The sequence below is a fragment of the Nostoc sp. genome (assembly GCF_036917775.1).
In the GTDB taxonomy this organism is placed as follows: domain Bacteria; phylum Cyanobacteriota; class Cyanobacteriia; order Cyanobacteriales; family Nostocaceae; genus Nostoc.
In genome coordinates, this window is sequence record NZ_JBALEQ010000092.1 from 45,933 (window position 1) to 70,072 (window position 24,140).

At 42.0% G+C, this 24,140-nt stretch carries 23 protein-coding genes and 1 tRNA gene; 15 read left to right on the forward strand and 9 right to left on the reverse strand.

Going from position 1 to position 24,140, the window contains the following annotated elements; translation table 11 throughout:
- The 5 genes from V7K69_RS18100 (at position 1) to V7K69_RS18120 (ending at position 4,401) form a co-directional block, all read left to right on the forward strand.
- Positions 1-405, forward strand: a complete 405-nt coding sequence (locus V7K69_RS18100; RefSeq protein WP_335036730.1) for a VOC family protein — start codon at positions 1-3, stop codon at positions 403-405.
- Between the two features lie 660 nt (positions 406-1,065).
- Entirely contained in the window at positions 1,066-2,418 is a 1,353-nt protein-coding gene (locus V7K69_RS18105; protein ID WP_335036732.1) for an alkaline phosphatase PhoX, read from the forward strand.
- 204 nt (positions 2,419-2,622) lie between these two features.
- Positions 2,623-3,114, forward strand: a complete 492-nt coding sequence (locus V7K69_RS18110; RefSeq protein ID WP_335036734.1) for a GNAT family N-acetyltransferase — start codon at positions 2,623-2,625, stop codon at positions 3,112-3,114.
- A gap of 66 nt (positions 3,115-3,180) precedes the next feature.
- Positions 3,181-3,870, forward strand: coding sequence for a ComF family protein (locus tag V7K69_RS18115; protein ID WP_335036737.1), 690 nt, complete (start codon positions 3,181-3,183; stop codon positions 3,868-3,870).
- A gap of 75 nt (positions 3,871-3,945) precedes the next feature.
- Entirely contained in the window at positions 3,946-4,401 is a 456-nt protein-coding gene (locus V7K69_RS18120; protein WP_335036739.1) for a PPC domain-containing protein, read from the forward strand.
- 127 nt (positions 4,402-4,528) lie between these two features.
- Here V7K69_RS18120 and cobS read toward each other — a convergent pair whose 3' ends face one another.
- A complete protein-coding gene (gene cobS, locus V7K69_RS18125) occupies positions 4,529-5,302 on the reverse strand; it encodes an adenosylcobinamide-GDP ribazoletransferase (protein WP_335036741.1) in 774 nt (257 codons plus the stop codon).
- A 377-nt stretch (positions 5,303-5,679) separates the two neighbouring features.
- Here cobS and V7K69_RS18130 point away from each other — a divergent pair, with 377 nt between their 5' ends.
- The 5 genes from V7K69_RS18130 (at position 5,680) to psbM (ending at position 8,353) form a co-directional block, all read left to right on the forward strand.
- Positions 5,680-6,132 carry a hypothetical protein gene (locus V7K69_RS18130; protein WP_012407086.1) on the forward strand — a complete coding sequence of 151 codons (453 nt, stop codon included), beginning with the start codon at positions 5,680-5,682 and terminating at the stop codon, positions 6,130-6,132.
- A gap of 130 nt (positions 6,133-6,262) precedes the next feature.
- On the forward strand, positions 6,263-7,402 hold the full coding sequence (tgt, locus tag V7K69_RS18135) for a tRNA guanosine(34) transglycosylase Tgt (protein ID WP_335036744.1): 1,140 nt from the start codon (positions 6,263-6,265) through the stop codon (positions 7,400-7,402).
- A gap of 96 nt (positions 7,403-7,498) precedes the next feature.
- Positions 7,499-7,636 carry a photosystem II reaction center protein K gene (locus V7K69_RS18140; protein ID WP_006195022.1) on the forward strand — a complete coding sequence of 46 codons (138 nt, stop codon included), beginning with the start codon at positions 7,499-7,501 and terminating at the stop codon, positions 7,634-7,636.
- A 186-nt stretch (positions 7,637-7,822) separates the two neighbouring features.
- The gene (locus V7K69_RS18145) at positions 7,823-8,119 is read left to right on the forward strand and encodes a 2Fe-2S iron-sulfur cluster-binding protein (RefSeq protein ID WP_012407088.1); all 297 of its coding nucleotides are present in this window, start codon (positions 7,823-7,825) and stop codon (positions 8,117-8,119) included.
- Between the two features lie 117 nt (positions 8,120-8,236).
- Entirely contained in the window at positions 8,237-8,353 is a 117-nt protein-coding gene (gene psbM, locus V7K69_RS18150) for a photosystem II reaction center protein PsbM (RefSeq protein WP_012407089.1), read from the forward strand.
- 182 nt (positions 8,354-8,535) lie between these two features.
- Here psbM and V7K69_RS18155 read toward each other — a convergent pair whose 3' ends face one another.
- The 7 genes from V7K69_RS18155 to psbZ all read right to left on the reverse strand — a co-directional run bounded on the left by V7K69_RS18155 (position 8,536) and on the right by psbZ (position 15,271).
- Positions 8,536-9,387: a universal stress protein gene (locus V7K69_RS18155; protein ID WP_335036746.1), complete on the reverse strand. Its 852-nt coding sequence runs from the start codon at positions 9,385-9,387 to the stop codon at positions 8,536-8,538.
- A gap of 484 nt (positions 9,388-9,871) precedes the next feature.
- Positions 9,872-11,440 carry an alkaline phosphatase D family protein gene (locus tag V7K69_RS18160; RefSeq protein ID WP_335036748.1) on the reverse strand — a complete coding sequence of 523 codons (1,569 nt, stop codon included), beginning with the start codon at positions 11,438-11,440 and terminating at the stop codon, positions 9,872-9,874.
- A 288-nt stretch (positions 11,441-11,728) separates the two neighbouring features.
- On the reverse strand, positions 11,729-12,994 hold the full coding sequence (locus V7K69_RS18165; protein ID WP_335036750.1) for a glutamate-5-semialdehyde dehydrogenase: 1,266 nt from the start codon (positions 12,992-12,994) through the stop codon (positions 11,729-11,731).
- 4 nt (positions 12,995-12,998) lie between these two features.
- Positions 12,999-13,406, reverse strand: a complete 408-nt coding sequence (locus tag V7K69_RS18170; RefSeq protein ID WP_041565838.1) for a hypothetical protein — start codon at positions 13,404-13,406, stop codon at positions 12,999-13,001.
- Between the two features lie 686 nt (positions 13,407-14,092).
- Positions 14,093-14,164 (reverse strand) — tRNA-Gly (locus tag V7K69_RS18175).
- A gap of 150 nt (positions 14,165-14,314) precedes the next feature.
- A complete protein-coding gene (gene ribH / locus V7K69_RS18180) occupies positions 14,315-14,893 on the reverse strand; it encodes a 6,7-dimethyl-8-ribityllumazine synthase (protein WP_094346524.1) in 579 nt (192 codons plus the stop codon).
- Between the two features lie 189 nt (positions 14,894-15,082).
- Positions 15,083-15,271 carry a photosystem II reaction center protein PsbZ gene (gene psbZ / locus V7K69_RS18185; RefSeq protein WP_185585168.1) on the reverse strand — a complete coding sequence of 63 codons (189 nt, stop codon included), beginning with the start codon at positions 15,269-15,271 and terminating at the stop codon, positions 15,083-15,085.
- A 151-nt stretch (positions 15,272-15,422) separates the two neighbouring features.
- Between psbZ and V7K69_RS18190 the strand changes: the two genes are divergently transcribed.
- The gene (locus tag V7K69_RS18190; RefSeq protein WP_335036753.1) at positions 15,423-18,137 is read left to right on the forward strand and encodes a CBS domain-containing protein; all 2,715 of its coding nucleotides are present in this window, start codon (positions 15,423-15,425) and stop codon (positions 18,135-18,137) included.
- Positions 18,138-18,149: 12 nt separating this feature from the next.
- On the opposite strand, the gene V7K69_RS18195 is transcribed toward V7K69_RS18190, so the two are convergent.
- Positions 18,150-18,851 (reverse strand): Uma2 family endonuclease, encoded by a 702-nt coding sequence (locus tag V7K69_RS18195; protein WP_335036755.1) that lies wholly within the window; start codon positions 18,849-18,851, stop codon positions 18,150-18,152.
- A 518-nt stretch (positions 18,852-19,369) separates the two neighbouring features.
- On the opposite strand from V7K69_RS18195, the gene abc-f reads away from it, so the two are divergent.
- The 4 genes from abc-f to V7K69_RS18215 all read left to right on the forward strand — a co-directional run bounded on the left by abc-f (position 19,370) and on the right by V7K69_RS18215 (position 24,042).
- Positions 19,370-20,989: a ribosomal protection-like ABC-F family protein gene (gene abc-f / locus V7K69_RS18200; protein WP_335036757.1), complete on the forward strand. Its 1,620-nt coding sequence runs from the start codon at positions 19,370-19,372 to the stop codon at positions 20,987-20,989.
- A gap of 154 nt (positions 20,990-21,143) precedes the next feature.
- A complete protein-coding gene (locus V7K69_RS18205; protein WP_190936844.1) occupies positions 21,144-21,470 on the forward strand; it encodes a DUF6825 family protein in 327 nt (108 codons plus the stop codon).
- Positions 21,471-21,613: 143 nt separating this feature from the next.
- Positions 21,614-23,299, forward strand: a complete 1,686-nt coding sequence (locus tag V7K69_RS18210) for an ABC1 kinase family protein (RefSeq protein WP_335036932.1) — start codon at positions 21,614-21,616, stop codon at positions 23,297-23,299.
- 17 nt (positions 23,300-23,316) lie between these two features.
- Complete coding sequence (locus V7K69_RS18215; RefSeq protein WP_114083576.1) at positions 23,317-24,042, forward strand: Stp1/IreP family PP2C-type Ser/Thr phosphatase; 726 nt, start codon at positions 23,317-23,319, stop codon at positions 24,040-24,042.
- Positions 24,043-24,140 lie beyond the last annotated feature (98 nt).

Consider the following 24,140-nt stretch of genomic DNA (forward strand, 5'->3'; position numbering starts at 1 on the left):
ATGAAGCTTCAGCTAACACACCTGAGATTACTTGTCTCCAACTACAAAGATTCTTTTCTGTTCTACCGGGATCTGCTGAAATTTGATGTCGATTGGGGCGATGAAGAGAGCGGATATGCTGAGTTGAATACCGGATATCTCAAGTTGGGTTTGTTCAAAAAAGAATTAATGGCTGAAGTAGTTCCAAGAATTGAACAGCCTTCATACATTGTCAATCGAGATAAAATAGTCTTGGTTTTCGCAGTCGATAACGTCGATGAGGTTTATAACCAAGTAAAAAGTCATAATGCGATCATTGTGACTGAGCCGCAAGATCGCCCAGACTGGGGAATTCGCACCGCTCATTTTCGCGATCCTGATGGCAATCTCATCGAAATTTACAGCAATCTAGGAATTGTCAGTTAAAAATTCGCTGTCAAAAACTATCCCATATCTAAAACTACAAATTTAGCTCTAACAGTAAACGTATTACACTATAACTAGGGGACATATTCTCAATCCGTCCCCTACAAGTTTTAGGCATTTATCGCCTTTAAAATTCCTTGAGCGTTAAAGTTAGAATAATATTTAATTACAGTTCTAATCATGCTAGCTTCGACTATTCAGGTTCACTGTCTAGGTAGGTGCTGGCTTTTTTTGAAGACTTTATTTATAAACTTCATATAAAAATCCGCTTTGATTTTTGTTCGCGCAGTTTGGCGGTAGGAAAGAAGGCTTTTTGAGCTGTACGGAGTTTTTTAAAAAATCAAATTTGAGTCCTAAACCTTGTCTACCTTAAGAACCGTAGTTTTGTAGGTTGGGTGCAGCGATCGCGTAACCCAACATAAAATTTGGTGGTAATGTTGGGTTGCATTTCACTCCACCCAACCTACATAAATATATCTTTTAAAAAAACTCTAGCTCTCAATATAGATGAGGCTTATATACATAAATTTGCTAAAAAAAGGCAAGTTTATATAAATTTATATTTTATTAACTAAACCTAAATTAAATAAAGCATAACCCAAACTTAATCAAAATAAAATACTTTTTCTTCAGCATTATGTAAGTAACCAAATCATCCTCATGACATTTTCAAGACGTAAATTCTTTGCAATAGCAGGTACAACTGCTGTCGGCACCTTGATGGTGTCTCCTATGAAGGGTCTTGTTGCCCAACAAGCAGATGGATCAAGATATGGCATAGGATATGGGCCACTTTTACCAGATCCCAATGGCTTGTTAGATTTACCAAGGGGATTTCGGTATCAAATTATATCTCGCACAGGCACTCTCATGAGCGATGGGAGTTTAGAGCCTAGTAATCATGATGGAATGGCAGCCTTCCCTGGGCCCAGAAATACAATCATACTGGTTCGAAATCACGAACTTAGCAATACTTCTGGTACAAAAGTACAAGTGCCCAATCCCTACGATCCTATTTGCAAAGGTGGCACTACAACTCTGATTGTTGGACGCGATCGCAAACTGATCAAAGAGTTCAGTTCTCTTGGTGGAACCATTCGTAACTGTGCAGGTGGTCTAACTCCTTGGGGTTCATGGATTAGCTGCGAAGAAGATACAACCATACCGACTGCAACAAATGGAGTCACTAAGCCACACGGTTATAACTTTGAGGTTCCAGCTAAGGCCACCTCTCCTGTTGAACCAGTACCTTTAGTTGAAATGGGACGGTTTAATCATGAGGCTATAGCTGTAGATCCCAAAACTGGAATTGTTTATCAGACTGAAGATAGAGGAGATAGCCTTTTCTATCGTTTTATCCCGAAACAGTATGGCAATTTAAAGGCAGGAGGTACTCTCCAAGCTTTGAGGATCAAGGATAAACCAGAGGTTAACACCACCACCGGTTTTGTAGTCGGACAGAAATGGGATGTAGATTGGGTAACTATTCCTGAGCCAAACCCTACTACTGTAGATAATGTCAGAGTCCAAGGTCGTGCATTAGGTGCAGCCCGGTTTAACCGTGGGGAAGGCATTTGGTATGACGACAACAAGGAAAAGAAAGACAAAAATGGTAAGGATAATAAGAAAAGCAAAGGTGAATTTTACTTCACTGCTACAAGTGGCGGCCCTGTAGGGGGTGGTCAGGTATGGCGCTACATTCCGGGTCAAGAGACAATTGAATTGTTTGTCGAGTCTCAATCTAAAGATGAACTCGATATGCCCGATAACTTAGTCGTAGCACCTTTTGGCGATCTTATCCTCTGTGAAGATGGAGATGGTGACAATTTCTTGATAGGCGTTACTCCCAGTGGTGAAATCTACAAATTTGCGCGGAATGCCCTCGAAACTGGTGAGTTTGCTGGAGCCTGCTTCTCACCCGATGGTGATACTTTGTTCGTTAACATTCAAAGCCCTGGTATTACTTTAGCTATCTGGGGCCCTTGGACAGGTTATAGAGGTTATAGAGACTAAAATCAATGTCAGCGCTCGCTATATCGCTGAATTATCCTTGCTAAATAGATTTGGGGAGGGGAAGATAATTCCTCTCCCGTTGTCTTTTGATTGACACCTTGAGAGTATCGCCTGAAATCAGACTCTGCCATAAAAGCTATTTGCTGGGTAAATTGGGATATAGAACCAGAAAATTTTCTGTGTAAACTTGACCAGCAAATGGTAATGAAAAACTATTATCAAGATTTTATAATTCGTGATTGGGTCGCCAGCGATCGCACTAGAGCCGCCGAAGTCATCAGTTATGTATTATCAGAATACGGTCTGGGTTGGGAACCCAAAGGCGCTGACCGAGATGTATTGCGAGTAGAGGAATGTTATTTAGCTACTGGGGGAGAGTTTTGGGTAATTGAACACCAAAGCCAGTTAGTAGGAACTGGGGCATACTACCCCATACAGCGAGGTGAAAAAGCTGTAGAAATCCGCAAAATGTATCTTTTACCCAGCATTAGGGGTTTAGGATTAGGGAAATATTTGTTACAACAGCTAGAAGCAGCGATCGCAAAGCGTGGTTTTGAGCAAATTTGGATTGAAACCGCCAGTGTTTTGGTGGAAGCAGTCAAGCTGTATGAAAGTAACGGCTACACTCCAGCAACAGGAGTAGAAACACCACGCTGCGATCGCGTGTATTTTAAGTCACTGGTCATTAGTCATTAGTCATTGGTCATTGGTCATTAGCTAAGGACAAAAGACAAGTGACTAAGGACAAAGGACAATTCTAAAATGCACACTTGGATTAAAAATCTCACAGGCTTACTTAATCTTTTTCTCCAATCCCATTGTCCACTATGCCAACGCGCAACTTCCCAAGAATTTTGTCACAACTGCACCAGACAACTCCAAAAATGTCAACGTAAAGACCCAATGTCTCTATGGAAAGAGCCAATACCAGTGTTTGGCTGGGGGGAGTATGGTGGCCCAGTGAAACGAGCGATCGCGGTGATGAAATACGAAAATCAACCCCAAATAGCTCGTCCTTTGGGTCAATGGTTAGGAGAAGCATGGTTGTTAAATTCACCTAAGCGAGATAGCCAGCCTGTGGTGGTTCCGATTCCACTGCACCCTAGCAAGCAAAAGCAACGTAAATACAATCAAGCTGGACTGATCGCACAAAGCTTCTGCGAAATAACTGGATTAAAATTGAAACTAAATGGTTTAGCCAGAGTCCGAGAAACTGAAGCGCAATTTGGTTTATCGGTATCTAAGCGAGAAAAAAACTTGGCTCAAGCTTTTGCTGTCGGACAAGAATTTTGCGATCGCCCCCCAAATGTTCCAGTATTGTTAGTGGACGACATTTATACTACTGGTGCTACTGCCAGGTCTGCTGTGCAAACTCTTCGTCATTATGGAATTGTGGTCTTAGGATTAGTAGCAGTAGCCACTGCCGTCAAAGACGAGCAAATCCATAATTAATGAGCTAAATTGAACATATAAGCGCATAAATTGACCGAATTATTCTATTTTTGTGGAAAAAATTGCTTGAAATGTATGAATAAAGTTTTTGCGGCGGGTTTAAAACAACTCATAATTATTCCTGCCACATTGCTGGCAATAGGCGTAAGTACAAGCGCAGCTTTTGCCCAAAATAAGTTGTATAGTCCAATTCCTTTATCTAACAGTACTGAACTTTCCGATAGCCTTTCAGATAAAGACATTCCCACAGGTCAAGGTGGGTTTGCTCGTGATTATACTGTGAAGTTACAAAAGGGCGATAATTTAGCAGTTGATCTGTCATCTGAAAACTTTGACAGCATCATTACACTGCTAGCACCTGATGGTTCAACTATGGCAGAAAATGATGATGGGCCTGATGGTAGTAGCAATTCCCTACTATTTACCCGCATCGTAGAGACAGGGAATTATGTGATTCGTGTCCGGTCTTTTGGAGAAACTGGGGTTGGGGCTTTTAAACTCAAGGTGACAAAGCTGCAACCGATTAAATGAATTGGGAATTGGGAATTGGGAAAAGGACTTGGGGACAAGGAGAATTGGGGACAAGGGGAAAGACTTGTTGTAAGTTCTAAACTTTTGTCACCTTGTCCCCTTGTCTCCCCTGCCTCCCTTGCTCCCCTTAAAAAACGGTCAATACGCAAAGAAATAAGGCTTCAGTCCACTCGACAACTGCGCCGTAGGTGTCTCCGGTGTGTCCGCCTAATTTGTGGTTGAACCATGCACCGGTTAAAGTGGCGATCGCACTTCCGGCAATTATCATTGCTAGTGCGAGAAATAGCTGCTGTTTATCTATCAGCACAAGTAAACCACTCAAACCTAAGAGCAAAAACAATCCTGGTAACAAATCTTTGTAAGAACGAATGGCTTGTTTGTGAAATGCACCTTTGCCGCTTGGTTTGAGATAAGGATACCGTGCAATCGCTACCTGTTGTCCCCAGCGTCCCCAGCCACAAGCCGCCATCAGTAACAAACAACGGTTTTCTGGCATATCTGTTAAGGCTGTGATTTTGAGTAGCACCAAGGCGATCGCAGTCATTGCTCCAAAAGCACCTGTAGCACTATCTGCCATCACCTCCAGCCGCCGATCTGGGTCGCCTACTGCTAAACCATCGGCAGTATCCATTGCCCCATCTAAGTGCAGTCCTCCAGTTATGGCAATCCAAATACTTACTACCAAAGCACTACGAGTTAACACTGGCATCCCAAGATAATCCATCCCCGTATCCAGTAAACCTAAAATTCCCCCAATTATTAACCCTACAAGCGAAGCAAGACGTGCCACTCCTTGAAAATCTAACCCGTTCAAATATGGTAATGGAATACTTGTGTAAAATATGATACTAGCTGCCAGCTTTAACAGCAGCTTTTTCCACCACTGTTGCTGTTTCGTCATCGTAGTTACATTAATATTTGGCTAATTGCTGGATAATCATCATAATTTGACTACAATTGAACATCAGTACACTTTAAAGCTTTAGATAAGATTTACTTCTGTTAGAGATTATCACTGAAAATTTTGTTATGCTGGTCTAAGTAGTAAACAAAAAGTTTTTAGTAATTTTTTATACAAAAATCAATGATTCAGGAACTTAAAATTCCATCAGGAATCAAAATTTGTGTTTTGTATTCGTTAACTAAAAACTTACTCTAAATTGTTAGACGATTGCCCCACAAAATTGATATTTTTTTAAATGTAGGGAGTAAACAAGCTATTCAATTTTGACAGTTTAGCTCTGTTATCGCTCTCCTTAGCTCAATCGCTATTTTCCTATGAGTCACCATCTACCCGACACCAGGATACCAGCTCCGTGCATTATTAACACGGGCATCATTGTGAATAAGCTCGACATCCGGCGATTGCTGGCAGATTTAGGTCGAGTCCACTACATCTACACCCAAGAAGATAAGGTACTGAGCGAGGGTGAAGGGGATGTGATGGAAGTTTTTGCTAATCCACAAAGGTCTACCTTAGTGGCTAACCATGCGCTATATTTGAATGTTTGTAGTTTTGATTACTTGGAACTCAAACAGTCATCGCAACAAGAAACTTACTTCGATTTGATGCAAGAAGGAGTGTGTCTGCGGTTGATTCCCCGCTCAACCCCCATACAAGAGCGACGAGAGCGAACCTTCAACGTCAGCGCCATAGAAGCGATGATGGAGCAAGTCCTCTCAGCCAGATGGGATGCAGAAATTGACGATGACTGTTCTGATTCTTTTTAAAATAGCTACTTCTATACCAATTTGATGTGAGGCTGGGCTTTACTGATGTAGGGGCAATTCATGAATTGCCCCTACGTCGTATAGTTTTGCGTAAGTCTTAATAGGCGCATCTTCAAAAATCTAAAATGGCATGAGTGCGAATTTTTCCTTTGAATGTCTTGCTTGCTGTAGTCAGACAAAAGCTAGAGCCGGAGTGTTTTTCACTCCTCACGGAATTGTAGAAACCCCCAGATTTATGCCAGTAGGTACGCTGGCAAATGTTAAAACTATTACCCCAGCCCAGCTACGAGATACTGGGGCGCAAATGATTTTATCCAATACTTATCATCTTCACCTACAACCAGGCGAAGCGATCGTGGCTGGGGGTGGTGGATTACACAAGTTTATGGGTTGGAACGGCCCAATGCTCACAGATTCTGGTGGATTTCAAGTGTTCAGTTTAAGTGAGATGCGAAAAATTACTGAAGAAGGTGTAACTTTCCGCTCACCACATGATGGACGAATTATTAACTTGACACCAGAACGCTCTATTGAGATTCAAAATACTTTAGGGGCAGATGTGATCATGGCCTTTGATGAGTGTCCCCCCTACCCAGCGACTCGCCAAGAGGTGGAAACTGCAACTGAACGGACTTATCGCTGGTTAGAACGCTGCATAACGGCTCATCAACATAGTGAGCAGGCTTTGTTTGGGATTGTGCAAGGGGGCGTGTATTTGGATTTGCGTTGCCGTGCGGCTGAAGCTTTGGCTAAGTTAGATTTGCCTGGATATGCCATTGGTGGCGTGAGTGTGGGAGAACCGCCAGAATTGATGGCTCAGATTGTAAAAGTGACAGCACCGCTTCTACCGCCCGAAAAGCCGCGTTATTTGATGGGTGTGGGTACTTATCGGGAAATGGCGATCGCGATCGCATCTGGGATAGATTTATTTGATTGCGTAATTCCCACTCGCTGGGCGAGACATGGAACGGCAATAGTCCAGGGCGGACGGTGGAATTTAAAGAATGCTAAGTTTCGTGAAGATTTTACGCCATTAGATGAAACTTGTCCCTGCTACACTTGTCAAAATTTTAGCCGAGCTTACATTTCTCATTTGGTGCGATCGCAAGAAATCTTAGCTTATACCTTATTGAGCATTCACAACATTACCGAGCTAATTCGCTTTACCCAAAAGATTAGAGAAGCAATATTGAGCGATCGCTTCACCACAGAATTTGGCCACTGGCTCAACGAAGAAGGTGGAGATGAACAATGGGAAGTCGAAGAATAGCGTATTAATTACCAATGACAAATGACCAATGACCAAACCATGTTAAGATACTTCTCAATTATGAAAGCTGTGTTGGATAGGTGGATTTAAACAAACATGGAAGCAGCACTTTTATTAGCAAAACTGCCTGAAGCTTACCAAATCTTCGATCCTTTGGTAGATGTTCTCCCAGTCATCCCTGTATTCTTCTTGTTGCTTGCTTTCGTTTGGCAAGCAGCCGTGGGATTTAGGTAAGTTAATCTATTTTTTAATTGAGTAGGACAGGTAATATACCTGTTCTATTTTTTTGTGGCACTATGTTTTCTTAAATTAATATTTATTAATATTTTGTAATGTTTTAATATAATAAACAAGATGTGAATCAAGCCATGTCAATATGAAGCCTTGAAAGCCAAGCTTAGAGTCAAGGAGGAATAAATTATGGGTAATATCAAATTCGTTAAAGAGAATAAAGAAGTAGTAGCGGCAGATGGTGCCAATCTCCGACTCAAAGCCATGCAAAATGACATTGATATATATACATTCATTGGTAAGATGACCAATTGCGGTGGTAATGGTCAATGTGGTACTTGTATTGTTGAAATAGTCGAAGGACTAGAAAATCTTTCCCCACGCACAGACGTAGAAAATCGTAAATTCAAGAAAAAGCCAGAAAATTACCGCCTTGCCTGTCAAACTTTAGTGAATGGCTCAGTCAGCGTAGTCACAAAGCCTTAAATTTTTTGGGAGCATTCGTAGTTAGCATTTGAGAAAGTAAAAAATTTGGGCTAACTCTGTCATTGATAATGGTATCCTAATGTTGTTGACTGGAAAACTAAGAGAGGCTTTCTTGCCATGCAAGTTAATGACCTGGGGTTCGTAGCGAGCATTTTGTTCGTATTAGTTCCCACTGTGTTTTTACTAATTCTGTACATCCAAACTGCTAGCCGCCAAGGTGGAAAAGATAGTTAAGAATTTGTGTATAAAATAAATAACCCCTGCACTATTAGTGTAGGGGTTTTTATTTATCAACCACTAATTGATTGCTGTATATGGATTGCGCGGCATTTAGCCTGCGTTGGGTAGTAAAGATAAAATAAATCTTACTTCTTTACTATCCTATTACAACAATTTTTATACTCAGCATTCTTGACTTAAGCTATAGTCCGCGCCAACAATACCGGACAAGTGGCATTGACTCGAACATAGTCAGACAAGGAAGATCCGATGAGTCGATCTATATCAACAAAACTCTTAGCAATGGATGGACGACGATCTGGAGAACCGAGCAATAATAAGTCTATATTCAACTCTTCTGCTAACCGGCAAATTTCTTCACCAGGTTTGCCACTGCTGATATAAGTACGAGATTGGATACCTTGTTTTTGAGCTTCTGCAACTGCGGCTGCTAAAACTGGATTTTTATCTGAGTTAACCTCGGTTATTTCCGATTTTTTACCACCTAAATCTGTACTAATATTTGCCAAAATTAACTGGCCTCCCTGAATATCTCGCAGTAAAAACAGTGCCAATTTCAAGCAGTTTTTTGCAGAATCAGAGTTGTCTACTGCCACCATAATGCGCTTAATTTTTTTGACATAAATGTCATCTTTTACCAGCAACATGGGGCGAGAAGATAGCTGGAAAACATACTGACTAACTGAGTTCGATAAAATCGATTGCAGCCGCTTAAGTCCGCGTGAACCCATAACAATCAAGTCAGCGTCAATTTCATCAGCTACTTGACAAACTACATCTTTGGGGTCGCCTTCGCGCAAAATTGAAGAAACCTGGCTAGGATCTAGGTTTAAAGTTTGAATAGCATTAGCTAGAATTTTACCGCCATTTTCCCATTTAGTTGTCATGGTAGCAGCAGTATTTTGTGCCTGAACAACGTGCAAAATTGTAACTTTCGCAGATTCAATTGAAGGGATTTCTCTCAGGGTTTTAAGCATTTCTTCTGCGTGTCCCAATCCTGATACAGTCAGCAAAATTTTGTTTATCATCTTACGTAATTGTTTTTAAGTTTACTTTTGTTTTCGCTGTTAGTATTTGGCTTAGGTCGGATTTTCACCGCCTCGCTTGATAACCTAGTTAGTAAGTTGGCACAATAAACTTTGTTTTTTAGTATTTAATACTCAAAAAAATGGCAAAGTACAAAATACTCAACAAATATTTAAGTTTGTTTGTACCTAGTTACTTAAATTCTCAACTAGACCTCAGTTATTAAGCATACTCTCTATTTAGCCTGATGAACTTAATAAAATATAGTGTTAGTTATCATTGTTAATCTATATTCACTTTTTTTAATTAGAAGTTAGTTAAGTATTGCAAAGAGATTGCCAAATAACTTTTTAGAAGACTTGATTTGCTGTAACGCTTAATAAGCGATCGCGATTGGCTTGAATATTCTAAAGTCATATTTCATACTATAAAGACATCTCCCTGGTTTTACTAAGCAAAACCAGGGAGAGGTTGATCGAACTCACGTTAATTTAGATGCGCTCCTGGCTGTCCGTTTTGGACTGTAAACGAAGCTAGAGTTTTGACAGAGGCATTCAAGTCAACAATGCTTGATACAACGCGGTAGTCACTTTGCCAGCGTTGTGGGGTAAGCTTGCAACGGACGTATCCCCGGAAAGCACCATCAAAGAACTTAGTATGGGGATTGTTGCCTAGTGATGCTTGAACTGGAGCGATAAATGCTGTGGGAAAGTCAGAGGTAATTGAGGTTCCTACGAACTCAGTGCCTACTGTGGCTGAGTTGGGGTTATTAAAATCCAGCTTCAGGTCGTGTACCCAACTAGAATGGATATCTCCGGTAATCACCACTGGATTAGAAGGCTTGCGCTGGTCTAGAAAACTCAAGAGCCGATTACGTGCAGCCACGTAGCCGTCCCACTGATCCACATTAAAGACACCGGGACCTGGACTACTATTAAAATTGTACTGGCCAAGCATCGTCTGTTGAGCAATCACATTCCAGCGCGATCGCGACTGATCCAAACCTTTTCGTAGCCACTGCTCTTGTTCTGAGCCGGTCATAGTAGCATTTGGATCAAAAGCCTCTGGGCAGCGAGGCTTCAGTCCATCATTACAAGGTTGGTTAGTACGATACTGTCTGGTATCCAACACATTGAACTCAGCTAAATTACCAAAGGTGAACCGCCGATAAAGTAGCATATCTGGGCCTTTAGGCAGCGAAGACTGACGGAGGGGCATGTGTTCGTAGTAAGCCTGGTAAGCATTAGCTCGGCGTTTTCTAAAAGCCTCTTCGGTTTGGTTATCTTCGGGGATTAAGTTGGCATAATTATTGTCAACTTCATGATCATCCCAAGTGACAATCCAGGGAAAAGCAGCATGAGCAGCTTGGAGACTCTGGTCTGTTCTGTACAGGGCGTAGCGATCGCGGTAGTCTGCAAGAGTGATGATTTCTGGACTATTGTGCTGGCGTGGGCCACCAGATTGTGGCCCGTATTCATAGATGTAATCACCTAGATGAACCACAAGGTCAAGGTTTTCCTCAGCCAAATGCCGATAAGCTGTATAGTAGCCATTTTGCCAGTCTTGACAAGAGACAAAAGCAAAGTTTAGTTGTTGGGTATAGCTATAAAATGCCGGTGCTGTGCGAGTCCGGCCAATGGGGCTAACTTCTCTACCCACTTGAAATTGATACCAGTACCAACGGTCAGAATCTAGCCCACGCACATCAACGTGGACTGAGTGCGCTAACTCTGGTGTTGCCAGCACTGTTCCTCGCCGCACCACCCGTTTCATATTTTCATCAAGGGCGACTTGCCACCGCACTGGCACATTCACCACTGGCATTCCACCTCCAGAAAGTGGATTTGGAGCCAGCCGCGTCCAAATAACAACACCATCCGGCAAAGGATCGCCAGAAGCAACACCAAGACTGAACGGATAATCAGAAAACCTTGAGTTAGCCAATACCGGATGCCATTGACTAGCAATTGATAACCCAGTTAAGAATCCTGCACCCAACAAAAAACTCCGCCGTCTGCACCGATTTGCTAGCAGTCCGCCATCCATAAGTTCCATATTCACCTCTACCCAGATGTAAATACAGTTGGCAAACTTCAGGAGAGCCAGTTGTGAAAAGCACAGGTAATGGCTTGATTCAACTTTTCTCCTAATTGCTGCTCAACCAAACACAAGGAACCTAGCAAACTCGGATCAAGCAGAAATTAAGATTTTGTTAACTTTAAGATTGGATTGGGACATTGAGAATTTAGACCCCAACTAAAACAGATTACAAATTACAAATTACGAATTACGTTAGCGTCTCGTAGAGAAGCGGGGCGTAGCCCATTACGAATTACGAATTATTTAAAACCTGCCATTTCCCTGAACAATATGCTTAACGGTGGTCAAGGTTTCTAGGCTGATAAATCCCCGCCGATGACCTTTTTGGTTAGACATACCGAGAAATACTGAATCTCCCCGCGAAGGGTTGCGGGAAAAACGCGGGGAAGTGTTGATGTAGGTAGAGGCGCTGTTAACTCCTAAAGCAAACTGCCGACTTTCTTGGTAGGATTCAGTCACGATGGAGTCAGCATGACCACTGCTGTATTCATTAATCCAAGCGATCGCACCCTCTAAGCTATCTACAAGTTTAAAAGCTACTGTCTTTGTTAAATAAGGATTTCCCCATTCGCCCTCCTTCACCAGCTGCAACTGGGGAAAGGCTTTTACTAGTTCTGCATCCCCTTTAATCTCAAAGCCTTTTTCCATCAAGCTGTTCCACAGAACCGCTAAGGATGATGGCAAGGCTTGACGATGAATGAGTACCTTTTCAATGGCATTAACTTGATCAGGTTCGCTTTGATGGCTATCAAGGATCATCCACCGTACCATTTCTAAGCTGGAATTTAGCGACCAGTAGAGATAACAGTTACCCATCGCGGACTTTAAGACTGGGCAAGTTGACTGTCGTACTACCTGCTGTACCAAGCTAGAACGTCCGTAGGGAATAATTAGATTCACGTACTGGTCTTGGGTGACTAAATCCCGAATTGAAGCACCATGTTCGGCTGTGATCAGCTCTACACACCCCGGAGGTAGACCAACTTCTGCGATCGCATTTTGCAGTGCCTCAGCGATGGCGGCGTTGGAATGGCTAGCTTCAGTACTGCCTTTGAGAATTATACTATTGCCAGTTTTAATACAAAAACCTGCTGCGATCGCTCCTAAATCGGGAAAGGCTTCATAAATAAATCCAATCACTCCCAAAGGCATTAACTGGGTGTAACTCTGGGAATCTTCCAGTTGATAATCAGCCGTTCTGACGCGCCGTAGCGGATCTGATAATTCCCCTAACCGTTGTAAAACGTCTACTGTCATCTCTAGCCTTGTGGGAGTCAGCTTCAGCCAGTCCAATATCAACTCTGGCACTGCCATTTCTCGACTGGCTTCTAAATCCAACGTGTTGGCTTCTAGAATGTCGTCAAATGAGCGCTCAAGGGCTTGTGCCATCGCCAATACTGCACGACTTCGGTCTGCTCCCTTTGTGATCCCCAACTTTAGGGAAGCTTGATAGGCTCGTTGGGCACTGGTAATCGGTTCGGGGTGGTCATCTAAAACTTCAACAGTCATTGAGTTAACGTCTGTAGGTAAGCCAGACCATTAATGCTGGCAGAATAGCTAATAGCACCGCCACCATTGCCCAAGCAATAATGCTGGAACCATTTGCTAATCGCAGTGCTAATGGCAGCCATATAATCACTAGCACGAAAATAATGCCAAGTGCTATAGGCAGATAGCTTTCTCCCAAGCGGGGATGGACAACGTGCCAACTATTTCCCATCCAACGCCAAGCCCGTTTGTAGGGATAGGTGGTAGAAAGCTGTTCTAGGACATGACCATTATCTTCTACAACAAAGATTTGCTGACAGCGATCGCAACCAAATGCTTCTGTCAACGTAATCGGAATTAACTGACCCCGGCGACGACAGGGACAGGGGTATTCAGCATTGAAATCTATTTTTTCGGGTTTTTGAGATTGCACAAGCGTTCTAGTAACTTGAGCGTGTTTTACACGAACTACGACAATATAATCCTTTGGTAAATGCAATAGAAGCTTCTGCTACTATAGATTGCTCTCTTTATATACATATACTGGCAATACAAATATCGCCATGATTGCAAACAGTAGATGCAGCACACTCTAAGTATCCTAATTTTCATATCAGTACGGGGTTTTATTTGTAGTCTTTCCCCGAAGCTGACAATCTTATTTAAAATTTCCTTCTCCTAGATAAAATCTAGACAAAGCTAGATATTATTTGACATTTCAAAGGGAGCATAGGAGCGGTTATCCCTTAATGTCGAAACACGATTTAGCTATTCGTGCATAAGTTTCAAAATGTTTAGATGTATTTAACACTTCGGCTACGCTCAGTGTGAAATCTTAGTCAGTACACTGCTGATATTTATGACATACATAAATCTGTTTTAAGAGACTAATACCCTTGAATTCCCCCATAGTTTGAACAAGTTTTACTAGATGGGTAAAATCTATCCACAAATAAACAGTTCCACCATATCTAAATTACTTTATATTCTACCTATCTATGAAATTCATCAAAATTCGGAACGATTCACAAGAATACAGCGCGAATCGCCAAAAACTTCAATGCACCCTAAAAACACTAAACCTCTTGAGATTTTTAACTTCAAGAGGTTTTAGTTGGAAGCGGGTGACGCGATTCGAACGCGCGACATTCACCTTGGCAAGGTGACGCTCTACCACTGAGCTACACCCGCAATCAATTGCCATATATCAATATCTCAGATTTATCTTTGATTGTCAACCTCTTTAATTTATTAATTTGTCATTAGTCATTGGTCATTAGTCATTGGTCATTGGTCATTGGTTATTAGTGAATGACAAAGGACAAATGACTAATGACTCATTTAGCCCAATTCTTCTGACTCCGCCGTTAAATTGCCGATGCTGGCACTTTGAAAAGAGGCTGGCAAAGACTGGCTATTACGAGAATATGGCTCTGCTAGGTTAGAACGCAATTGCCGCATCAGGCTTGCCATTTCTAGGGCGTTTAGAGCATAATCCCAGCCATGATTACCTTTGATACCTGCCCGTTCTAAGGCTTGCTGCATGGTGTCTACTGTCAAAATGCCAAAAATTACTGGCACTCCAGTTTGAAAACTAGCGGCAGCGATGCCTTTAGAAACTTCGGCGGATACATAATCAAAATGGGGTGTTTGCCCGCGAATGACTGCACCTAGACAAATTACAGCATCATAACGATGGGAAAGTGCTAGTTGGCGAGCTACTAAAGGTACCTCAAAACTTCCCGGAACCCAAACATAGTCCACCTGATTACCTTGGGGGTTAGGATCTACACCGTGGCGTTTCAAGCAATCTTGACATCCTTCTAGCAGCTTTCCGGTAACAAGGTCATTGAATCGACCAATCACCACTGCAAACCGCAAAGGCTCCGTTTGGGTAAAAGTTCCCTCGAAAACTGCCATGACTGCCTCTTAATCAACTATAGTTCTGGCCAATATACATTTCTTATTTAAATGTAGAGGAGCAGGAAAGCAAGGTCATAAAAAAGGAAATCGGAAAAAATTTCTCCTTTTCTCCTTTGGTCTTTGACCTTAGCTTTTCTGCCCCTCTAGTTCTTATATTATGTGCCTGCCCCAGAGCAAAGCCGTCGTCTACACGACAAAAAAGTTTAACAAACCAACTAAAAATACCAAAGCAATCCAGGCGGCGGAACCAACCCAGAGCAGTTTTTTAGATTCAACCCAATTTTGGGGAGTAGCGTAAGCAACCGGAACGCCTACAACCAGGACAAAGGACAATAGGACTAGACCTATCAAGGCAAATTGGAATATTATGGTCATTTTTGCTTCTCCCAATACAGCGAAATACTAAGGATAGAATATCCTAAAGGGCGACACTGACACTTTCTTATTATTTTTAAGCTAGCAGAAATTGCAACATTTTAGTCATTTGTCCTTTATCTAAGTACCGATGACTAATGACTCTTAAACTATGGATTTAATTCTTTGCCACACAACCGCAGATTTTGACACACTAGGAGCAGCAGTAGGGTTAACGCGCCTACTACCGGGAAGTAAGATTGTGCTGACTGGCGGTTCTCATCCTCCTGTGCGGGATTTTTTAGCATTGCATCGGGATGAATATCCGCTAATTGAACGCCGTTCGGTGAATCCTGAAAAAATTCGCTCTTTGACTGTGGTGGACACACAAGTGCGCGATCGCTTGGGTAAAGCTGCTGAGTGGTTAGATTTACCCCATCTTGGGGAAATTATAGTTTATGACCATCACTTAGGACAAGAATCAGATATTCCCGCTACGCGATCGCATCTTTCTTCAGTAGGAGCCGCTACAACTTTAATTGTGGAGCAATTGCAACAACAGCAAATCTCTCTGACTTCTGCTGAAGCGACTGTGATGGCTTTGGGTATCCACGTTGACACTGGCTCCTTGACCTTTGACCAATCCACACCACGGGATGCCTTAGCTTTGGCTTGGTTGATGCAACAAGGCGCAAGTTTATCGGTAATTTCTACTTACCGTGACCCTGGCTTGTCTTTGCAATTGCAACAGTTATTAACTAAATCTCTAGAAAATTTAGAATATCTTTGCTTGCGTGGATATACAGTTGCTTGGGTAATTCTGAAAACAGATGATTTTGTGCCAGGGCTATCGAGTTTGGCTTCAGAACTTGTGGAATTAACCGAAATTGATGCCATACTGCTGGCTAATGAGTATACTTTCGGTGAAAATGATTCACGCTTAACTATAATTGGGCGATCGCAAATTCCCAAAACAAATCTTAATCTATTATTTCAACTCTTGGGCGGCGGCGGTCATTCACAAGCCGCATCGCTAAATCTAAGAGGAGTTGATTCACAAGCAATATTAAAACAACTCCTTGACGGGCTAAAAGCACAAATTCCCCACCCCCTCACCGCTAGGGATTTGATGTCTTCTCCTGTTCGCACGATTCTACCTGAAACCACAATTGCTGAGGCACAGCGAATTTTGTTGCGCTATGGACACTCTGGTTTATCTGTAGTCGATACTCAAGGGCAACTAGTAGGTATTATTTCGCGCCGGGATCTTGATATCGCCCTGCACCACGGATTTAGTCATTCGCCAGTCAAGGGCTATATGACAAGAAATCTGAAAACAATTACACCAGATACAACACTGCCACAAATCGAAGCGCTGATGGTGACTTATGATATCGGACGCTTGCCAGTATTGGAGAATGAGCAGTTAGTTGGTCTTGTCACTCGTACTGATGTCTTGCGGGAATTACATCAAGAAAGGGATGAAGATGGAGAAGGGGAAGAGCAAAAATTCAAAATTCAAAATTCAAAATTCAAAATTCCTCTTAGCACTGAGTTGCAAAATCGCCTTGCTCCTCAATTATGGCAACTACTCACCACAGCATCGCAAGAAGCCGAAAAACGGGGTTGGCATCTTTATCTCGTCGGGGGTGCGGTGCGGGATTTGCTGTTAGCGGAAGCAAGATCGGACACTTTGATGATTAAAGATATTGACCTAGTAGTTGATGGCTTTCACAAATCAGCAGATGTTGGCGCTGGTGTGGAACTAGCAAAAGCACTCCAACAACTTTACCCTGCGGCTCGTTTAGAAATCCACGGGGCTTTTCAAACTGCTGCTTTGTTGTGGCACAAAGATCCAGAATTAGATTCTCTTTGGGTAGATATTGCCACAGCTAGAACAGAGTTTTATCCTTACCCGGCGGCGAATCCAGAAGTTGAGGCGAGTTCGATTCGTCAAGACTTGTATCGTCGAGATTTTACCATTAATGCGATCGCTTTGCGGCTTACCTCTCCCCGCTCTGGTGAATTACTCGATTTCTTTGGCGGTTTACTCGATTTACAAGCTAAACAAATTCGGGTTTTACACCCTAACAGCTTTATCGAAGATCCCACCCGCATTTATCGCGGCGTGCGCTTTGCCGTGCGCTTCGGATTTGAAATTGAACCACAGACTGAAGAGTTTATTCGCTATGCCATCAACAGTGGTGTTTACGATCGCACTTCCCAGGAAAATACCAAAACTCCAGCCCTACAAACTAGACTGAAAACAGAATTAAAACACATCCTAGAAGCCCCTTATTGGAAATCGGCTTTACAGTTACTCGATAACTTAGGGGCGTTGCAATGTATCCATCCTACCCTGAAGCTAAACGCAGAACTCCTGCGACAATTACGTTTACTAGAACGCTGTTTGCGACGATTTGATGCTGAACAAACTCTCATCCATTGGGAAATGCGCTTAGAAGCGTTAATCGCCCATCTAACACCAGAATATCGGGTGAAAGTAGCACAAAATTTGCAATTACAAGACGATAGCATTGTTAGGTTAAAAAACTTAGTCCAAAACTTTAGTCAAGTAATAGAATCTTTACCCACTTTTCAACATCCCAGTCAACTAGTGCAGTTGTTGCGACAATATGATTTACCAATGCTGATTTTAATTGCTTTGCAAAGTCCGCGAGAGATTAGACATCAAATTTGGGAATATTTAACAGTTTGGGCGAATGTGCAGCCACTATTGAATGGCAATGATTTAAAGAAACTTGGTTACAAACCAGGGCCACAGTATCGAAAAATATTAGATGATATACTTGCTGCTACCTTAGATGGAGTAATTAAAGATAAGACTGAAGCTAAAGAGTTTTTAGCGCAACACTATCCTAAATGAAATAGCTCTGGTCTAAATTGTATCTGGATCGATATTTAACTCCCGTAGCTTTGCTGCTAAACGTTCTGCTTTTTTTTCAGCTTGTTCTGCCTTTTGTTCAGCTTGTTCTGCCGTTTCTTCAGGTGTTGGTACTAGTTGCCCATCTCGTGTAAAAAACCGCAATAGTCCCTGATAAACTCCTAGATACAACCCTAGCTGATGACTCCATAAATATCCTTCTTCACTTGTTTGTAGAGGTTGATATTCTCCATCTACTAAATGAAATCCCGCAAATTCTTGTGTGTAAGGGTCAAACCAAAAATAATCAGGTGTGCGGAAAGTATCTTGATAAATTTTTTTCTTTAAATCTTTGTCAGTATTCGCTGTTGAGTCAGACAAAATTTCTAGAATTACATTCGGATATTTGCCCTCTTCTTCCCAGACTACCCAACTTTTGCGGGTTTTACGTTCAGTTCCCAGCACAACAAAAAAGTCTGGCCCCCGGAAGTATTCCGATTTGCGTTGGCGCGGACTGTAGTAAATAGTTAGATTTCCCGCCGCATAGAAATCATTTCTATCTCGCCACAACAATTCCAGACACGTTAATAGTAGGATTATTTGCCGTAAATGAAGTTCACTTTCCAAGGGAGGCTCATCACTATATAGATCACCAGGGGGAAATATAACATCTTGGCAGATGCCTTTTTGAGAATCTAATTCTTGAGCTATGGTCATAGAATGGATATGGCATCAAGTAGTTATAAATTTACTTTAGCAGTTTTGTAGTTAGCGATCGCACGTAGCTAATCGCTTATTTTTAGGGTACAGGTAAATCGTCCAATTCAGGCTTTATCATCTCAAAACCAATTTCATAAAAAAATCTATCCTGAATATCTTACCTCTGCGGTTAAAAATCTTTATTTACCACAGAGAACGAGCGATCGCCTCCTCGCCTTCGGAAATACCTTCATGCTACACTATAGTCAATATCAAACCTCATCACAACTCCAACGAGATAGCTGAAATGAAGTAGTACCAAACACCTGTTGCACCAAAGCAACAAATGTAAACGAAGAATAAACGCAACTAGTTTGACAGGGTTACTTCACATAGTCATGCACTAACAATATTGTCATCATTCATATTTACATTTAACCGCTTGGCAAGTGTCTGCGGCTAACTTTTTTTGTCTAATTTACCCGTAATTACTATGAACATACGGGCGGAAGTTTGCGAATTGAGGTTTGAGAATAATGCAGAAAGAATCAATATTATTAGCTGAGAATTTAGCCTACGAACTCAGCTTAGATAGAACTTTGTTTCAAAAAATCCAGGTGAGTATTGAGGCGGGCGATCGCGTTGCTTTAGTCGGTCGCAACGGTGTAGGAAAATCAACCCTATTAAAGATAATTGCAGGTCAAATTACCCCCAACGCAGGTTCTATTTGGCGTAATGGTGTTGTCTACTATTTGCCACAAATAAGCACTATTAAACAAAAAGTTACAGCAGAGACAGTACTTGACTTTTTAATTTCCGTCTCTGATGAATGGTGGAAGATTGAGGAGATTTTGCAAACACAATTCGATACAAATATTAATCTTTATCTACCAATTACTAACTTGAGTGGTGGAGAAATAACAAAACTGTTTCTGGCAATCGGATTATCTCAACAGCCCAATTTGATGTTGCTAGATGAGCCAACTAACCATATAGATTTGCAAGCCTTAGAAAGCTTAAGACAATTTCTACAAAATTTCACTGGCGCGTTTGTAATTGTCTCACATAAACCTTTTTTCCTAGACCAAGTAACATCTGTAACTTGGGAACTTACACCTGTTGAGTTGAAAGTATATGGAGGAAATTTTTCTCAGTATCGAGAACAGAAAGAAATCGAGCTAGAGGCAACATTGCGATCGCACGAAATCGCCAGAAAGGAACTAAAACGTACCCAAGCTACAGCGATGCAAGAACAGCAACGCGCAGCCCAATCTAAGCATAAGGGTCGTGCCAAGTTTCTAAATGGTAGTATTGATAGAATGGCAGCAGGACTAATTAAAACCAAAGCTGAGGTGTCTACTGGAACTGCAAAAAAGAAACATGAAGCAGCAGTAGCCAAGGCTAATCAAAAGGTTGCAGAGACAAAAGTCAAAACTACAAAAGTTACAAGTATTCAGCTAGAGGAAAAAAATCAAAAGCGCCGAAATCTCATTAATATCCAGGGTGCAAATCTTAGGGTATCAGAACGTCTATTGATTCAAAATATTCAATTGCATATATCATCTGGCGATCGCATAGCCATTATCGGCGCAAACGGTTCTGGTAAATCGAGTCTGGTAAAGGCTATTTTAGGAATGGAAAACCAAACAGTAGTTTTGGACTCAGGTGAGGTTTTGCTCGCACCAGCGATGAAAGCTGTATATCTCGATCAAACATACGAATTGGTAAATCGTCAATACACAATTCTGGAAAATATGCAAGCTGCCAATGCTAATCTTAGCTATCAGCTTTTGCGTCAACAGTTGGGACACTTTCTCTTTAAATATGATGACGTTCACAAAAGCGCCTCTGTGCTGAGTGGCGGTGAATTGGCAAGATTAGCGATCGCTATGATCAGTATCTCAGAAATCGATCTGCTGATTCTCGATGAGCCAACTAATAACTTAGATATTGAAACCGTTGAACAAATGGTAGTAGGTATCAATGACTATCAAGGAGCTATTTGGGTTATTTCCCATGATTTAGATTTTCTCGGTCAGATTAACATTACTCAAAGTTTCAACTTGAGAGAGCAAGCCTTGCAAATTACAACCTATTTACCCAATACAGCAGAGCAATATTATCAAGAGTTACTGAAATGTCATGATATATGTTAGTCCAGACCGATGTAGCTGTCGCTTGTATGTCTGTAAACTCCGCAAATGATTAGAATTGGCATTTTGCTAACTTTAAATCTCTAACTCCCCAGCAGAAGCCGTAAAGCATACAGGCAAGTTATAATTCTCTTGCGGATCAACGTAACAAAAATTTATGAGTAACCCACTAGTACAAGCCTTTTTCGTAGGCAGAGCAGTAGCCGAAGTAGTTAATGAGCGTTTAGAGGTCGCCTTGACCGATGCTTTGAGTGATCTAGGCAAATTTGATGCAGAAGCTAGAGAGCAGTTACGCCAGTTTACAGAAGAAGTCCTAGAGCGGGCAAATCGGTCAGCAGAAGCAGCTAATTCTGGTCAAGCTACTACAGGTAGTAGACAAACCAATTCTGACTCAGGTGACTTGCAAGCAGATATTGATGAATTACGAGCAGAAATTGCCCTGTTACGCACAGAATTGCAACATTATCGCAGAACTTCTGCGTAAATTTAGTCATTGGTCATTGGTCATTGGTCGAAAATTATTCACAAATGACAAATGACAAATGACACTAAAGCAAAAACAGTTTAGGAATCAGAGTGTCTTCTCTTTCAAGTGATTCGGTTGCAAACCAACGGTACACAAAGGATATGGAACAAGGTTATTCAGATAAGGCATACCGTTGGAATCGGGAAAAATACTCTAGCAGACGGCGTTTTGTGGACATTTGGTCTTTTGTCTTGACCTTATTGTTCAAACTTTGGCTATACAACAAATCTTGGAGTTATCCGGGTGGCGTGAGTGATGTAAAGCAAGCTGCAAGACGCAAAACCCAAGCGGTCTGGATTCGCAATACCCTGCTGGATTTAGGCCCAACCTTCATCAAAGTTGGGCAACTGTTTTCCACTCGTGCTGATATCTTCCCTGGTGAATATGTAGAAGAACTAGCCAAATTACAAGACAAAGTACCGGCATTTAGCTATGAGCAAGTAGAAGCGACCATTGAGAAAGAATTAGGCAAAAAAATTCCTGAACTCTTCCATAATTTTGAACCAATTCCTTTAGCTGCTGCTAGTTTGGGGCAAGTACACAAAGCTGTGCTTCATACTGGGGAATCGGTTGTCGTCAAAGTGCAACGTCCTGGATTAAAGAAGTTATTTGAAATAGATTTACAAATTCTCAAGGGAATTACCCGCTACTTTCAAAACCATCCCAAATGGGGACGGGGAAGAGATTGGTTAGGTATTTATGAAGAATGTTGTCGCATTCTTTGGGAAGAGATTGATTATCTTAACGAAGGTCGTAACGCCGATACTTTTCGCCGCAATTTTCGTGGCTACGATTGGGTGAATGTCCCAAGAGTATTTTGGCGTTATGCCAGTTCTAGAGTGCTGACTTTAGAATATCTCCCTGGAATTAAAATTAGCCAATACGAAGCTTTAGAAGCAGCCGGTTTAGATCGAAAGGCGATCGCTCGTCAAGGCGCTCAAGCTTACTTACTACAGTTACTCAATAGTGGTTTTTTCCACGCCGATCCTCACCCAGGCAATATTGCGATTAGTGCAAGTGGGGCTTTAATATTCTACGATTTCGGCATGATGGGGCGGATTAAATCCAACGTGCGCGAGGGACTGATGCAAACACTGTTTGGCATCGCTCAAAAAGATGGCGATCGCGTTGTGCAGTCTCTGATCGATTTAGGCGCGATCGCCCCAACTGATGACATGGGCCCGGTGCGGCGTTCCGTCCAGTATATGCTGGATCATTTCATGGATAAGCCCTTTGAAAATCAGTCGGTGGCGGCAATCAGTGACGACCTTTATGAAATAGCTTATAATCAGCCATTTAGATTTCCAGCAACCTTCACTTTTGTGATGCGAGCCTTTTCTACCCTAGAAGGAGTAGGCAAAGGTTTAGATCCAGAGTTTAACTTTATGGAAGTTGCCAAACCTTATGCAATGCAGCTTATGACCGATATGAATGGTTCTGAGGGGAATACCTTTATTAATGAATTAAGTCGTCAAGCAGCTCAGGTAAGTAGTACTGCCTTTGGGCTACCACGTAGATTAGAGGATACGCTAGAGAAGCTAGAACGCGGAGATATGCGCCTCCGCGTTCGGTCTATAGAAACTGAACGGCTATTGCGGAGGCAGAGCAGTATTCAGCTCTCAATGAGCTATGCTCTGTTAATCAGTGGTTTCACACTTTCAGCTACGATCTTAGTGGTTAGCAATCATGTCTGGTGGGCACTGCTGCCTGGTTTAATAGCACTAGGGATTTCAGTGATTCTGATCAGACTACTTTTGCGCCTTGACCGTTACGATCGTATGTATTAATTGTTGCAAAAAAAATTATGAAACTTAATTTCACGGGTTTTAGCGATCCGGGACTTATTCGTTCTAATAATCAGGATGCTTACTATGTCGACCCAGAAGGGCGGTTTTTTGTTGTTGCCGATGGAATGGGTGGTCATGCTGGAGGTGAAGAAGCAAGTCGTATAGCGACGGCAGAAATTCAGGCGTATTTGCTGGCAAATTGGGAATCTTCTAAATCTTCTCAAGAATTGCTAGAGCAAGCTTTGTGGGGTGCTAATGAAGCGATTTTGCAAGATCAGCAAAATCATCCCGAACGTGCCGATATGGGCACAACAGTTGTAGCAGTAATTTTTCGCGCCCCAGAGTCACCCTGGTGCGCTCATGTTGGCGATTCGCGGCTGTATCGCTTCCGAGAGTCACATTTAGAGCAGGTAACAGAAGACCACACTTGGGTTGCACGAGCAATCAAAATCGGTGACATAACCTTAGATGAAGCGCGATCGCATCCTTTTCGTCATGTATTATCGCGCTGTTTGGGGCGTGAAGACTTGCATCAGATTGATGTCCAACCACTTGATGTCAAAGCTGGCGATCGCTTGCTTTTATGTAGTGATGGTCTTACAGAAGAACTTGTGGAACAGAAGATTGCTAGCTGTCTCTTAGATGCTCCTTGGCTTGATAAGGCCGCTATCTCTCTAATTGAAGCTGCTAAGGAGCATGGAGGGCACGATAACATCACAGTTGTCATCGTCTCACTAGAATAAATAGTCATTAGTCGATGCTTAGTAACCTTAAACAAAGGACAACTAACAAATGACAAATGACAAATCTAGTAGATATACTCAGCAATTTGTTCAGTGTG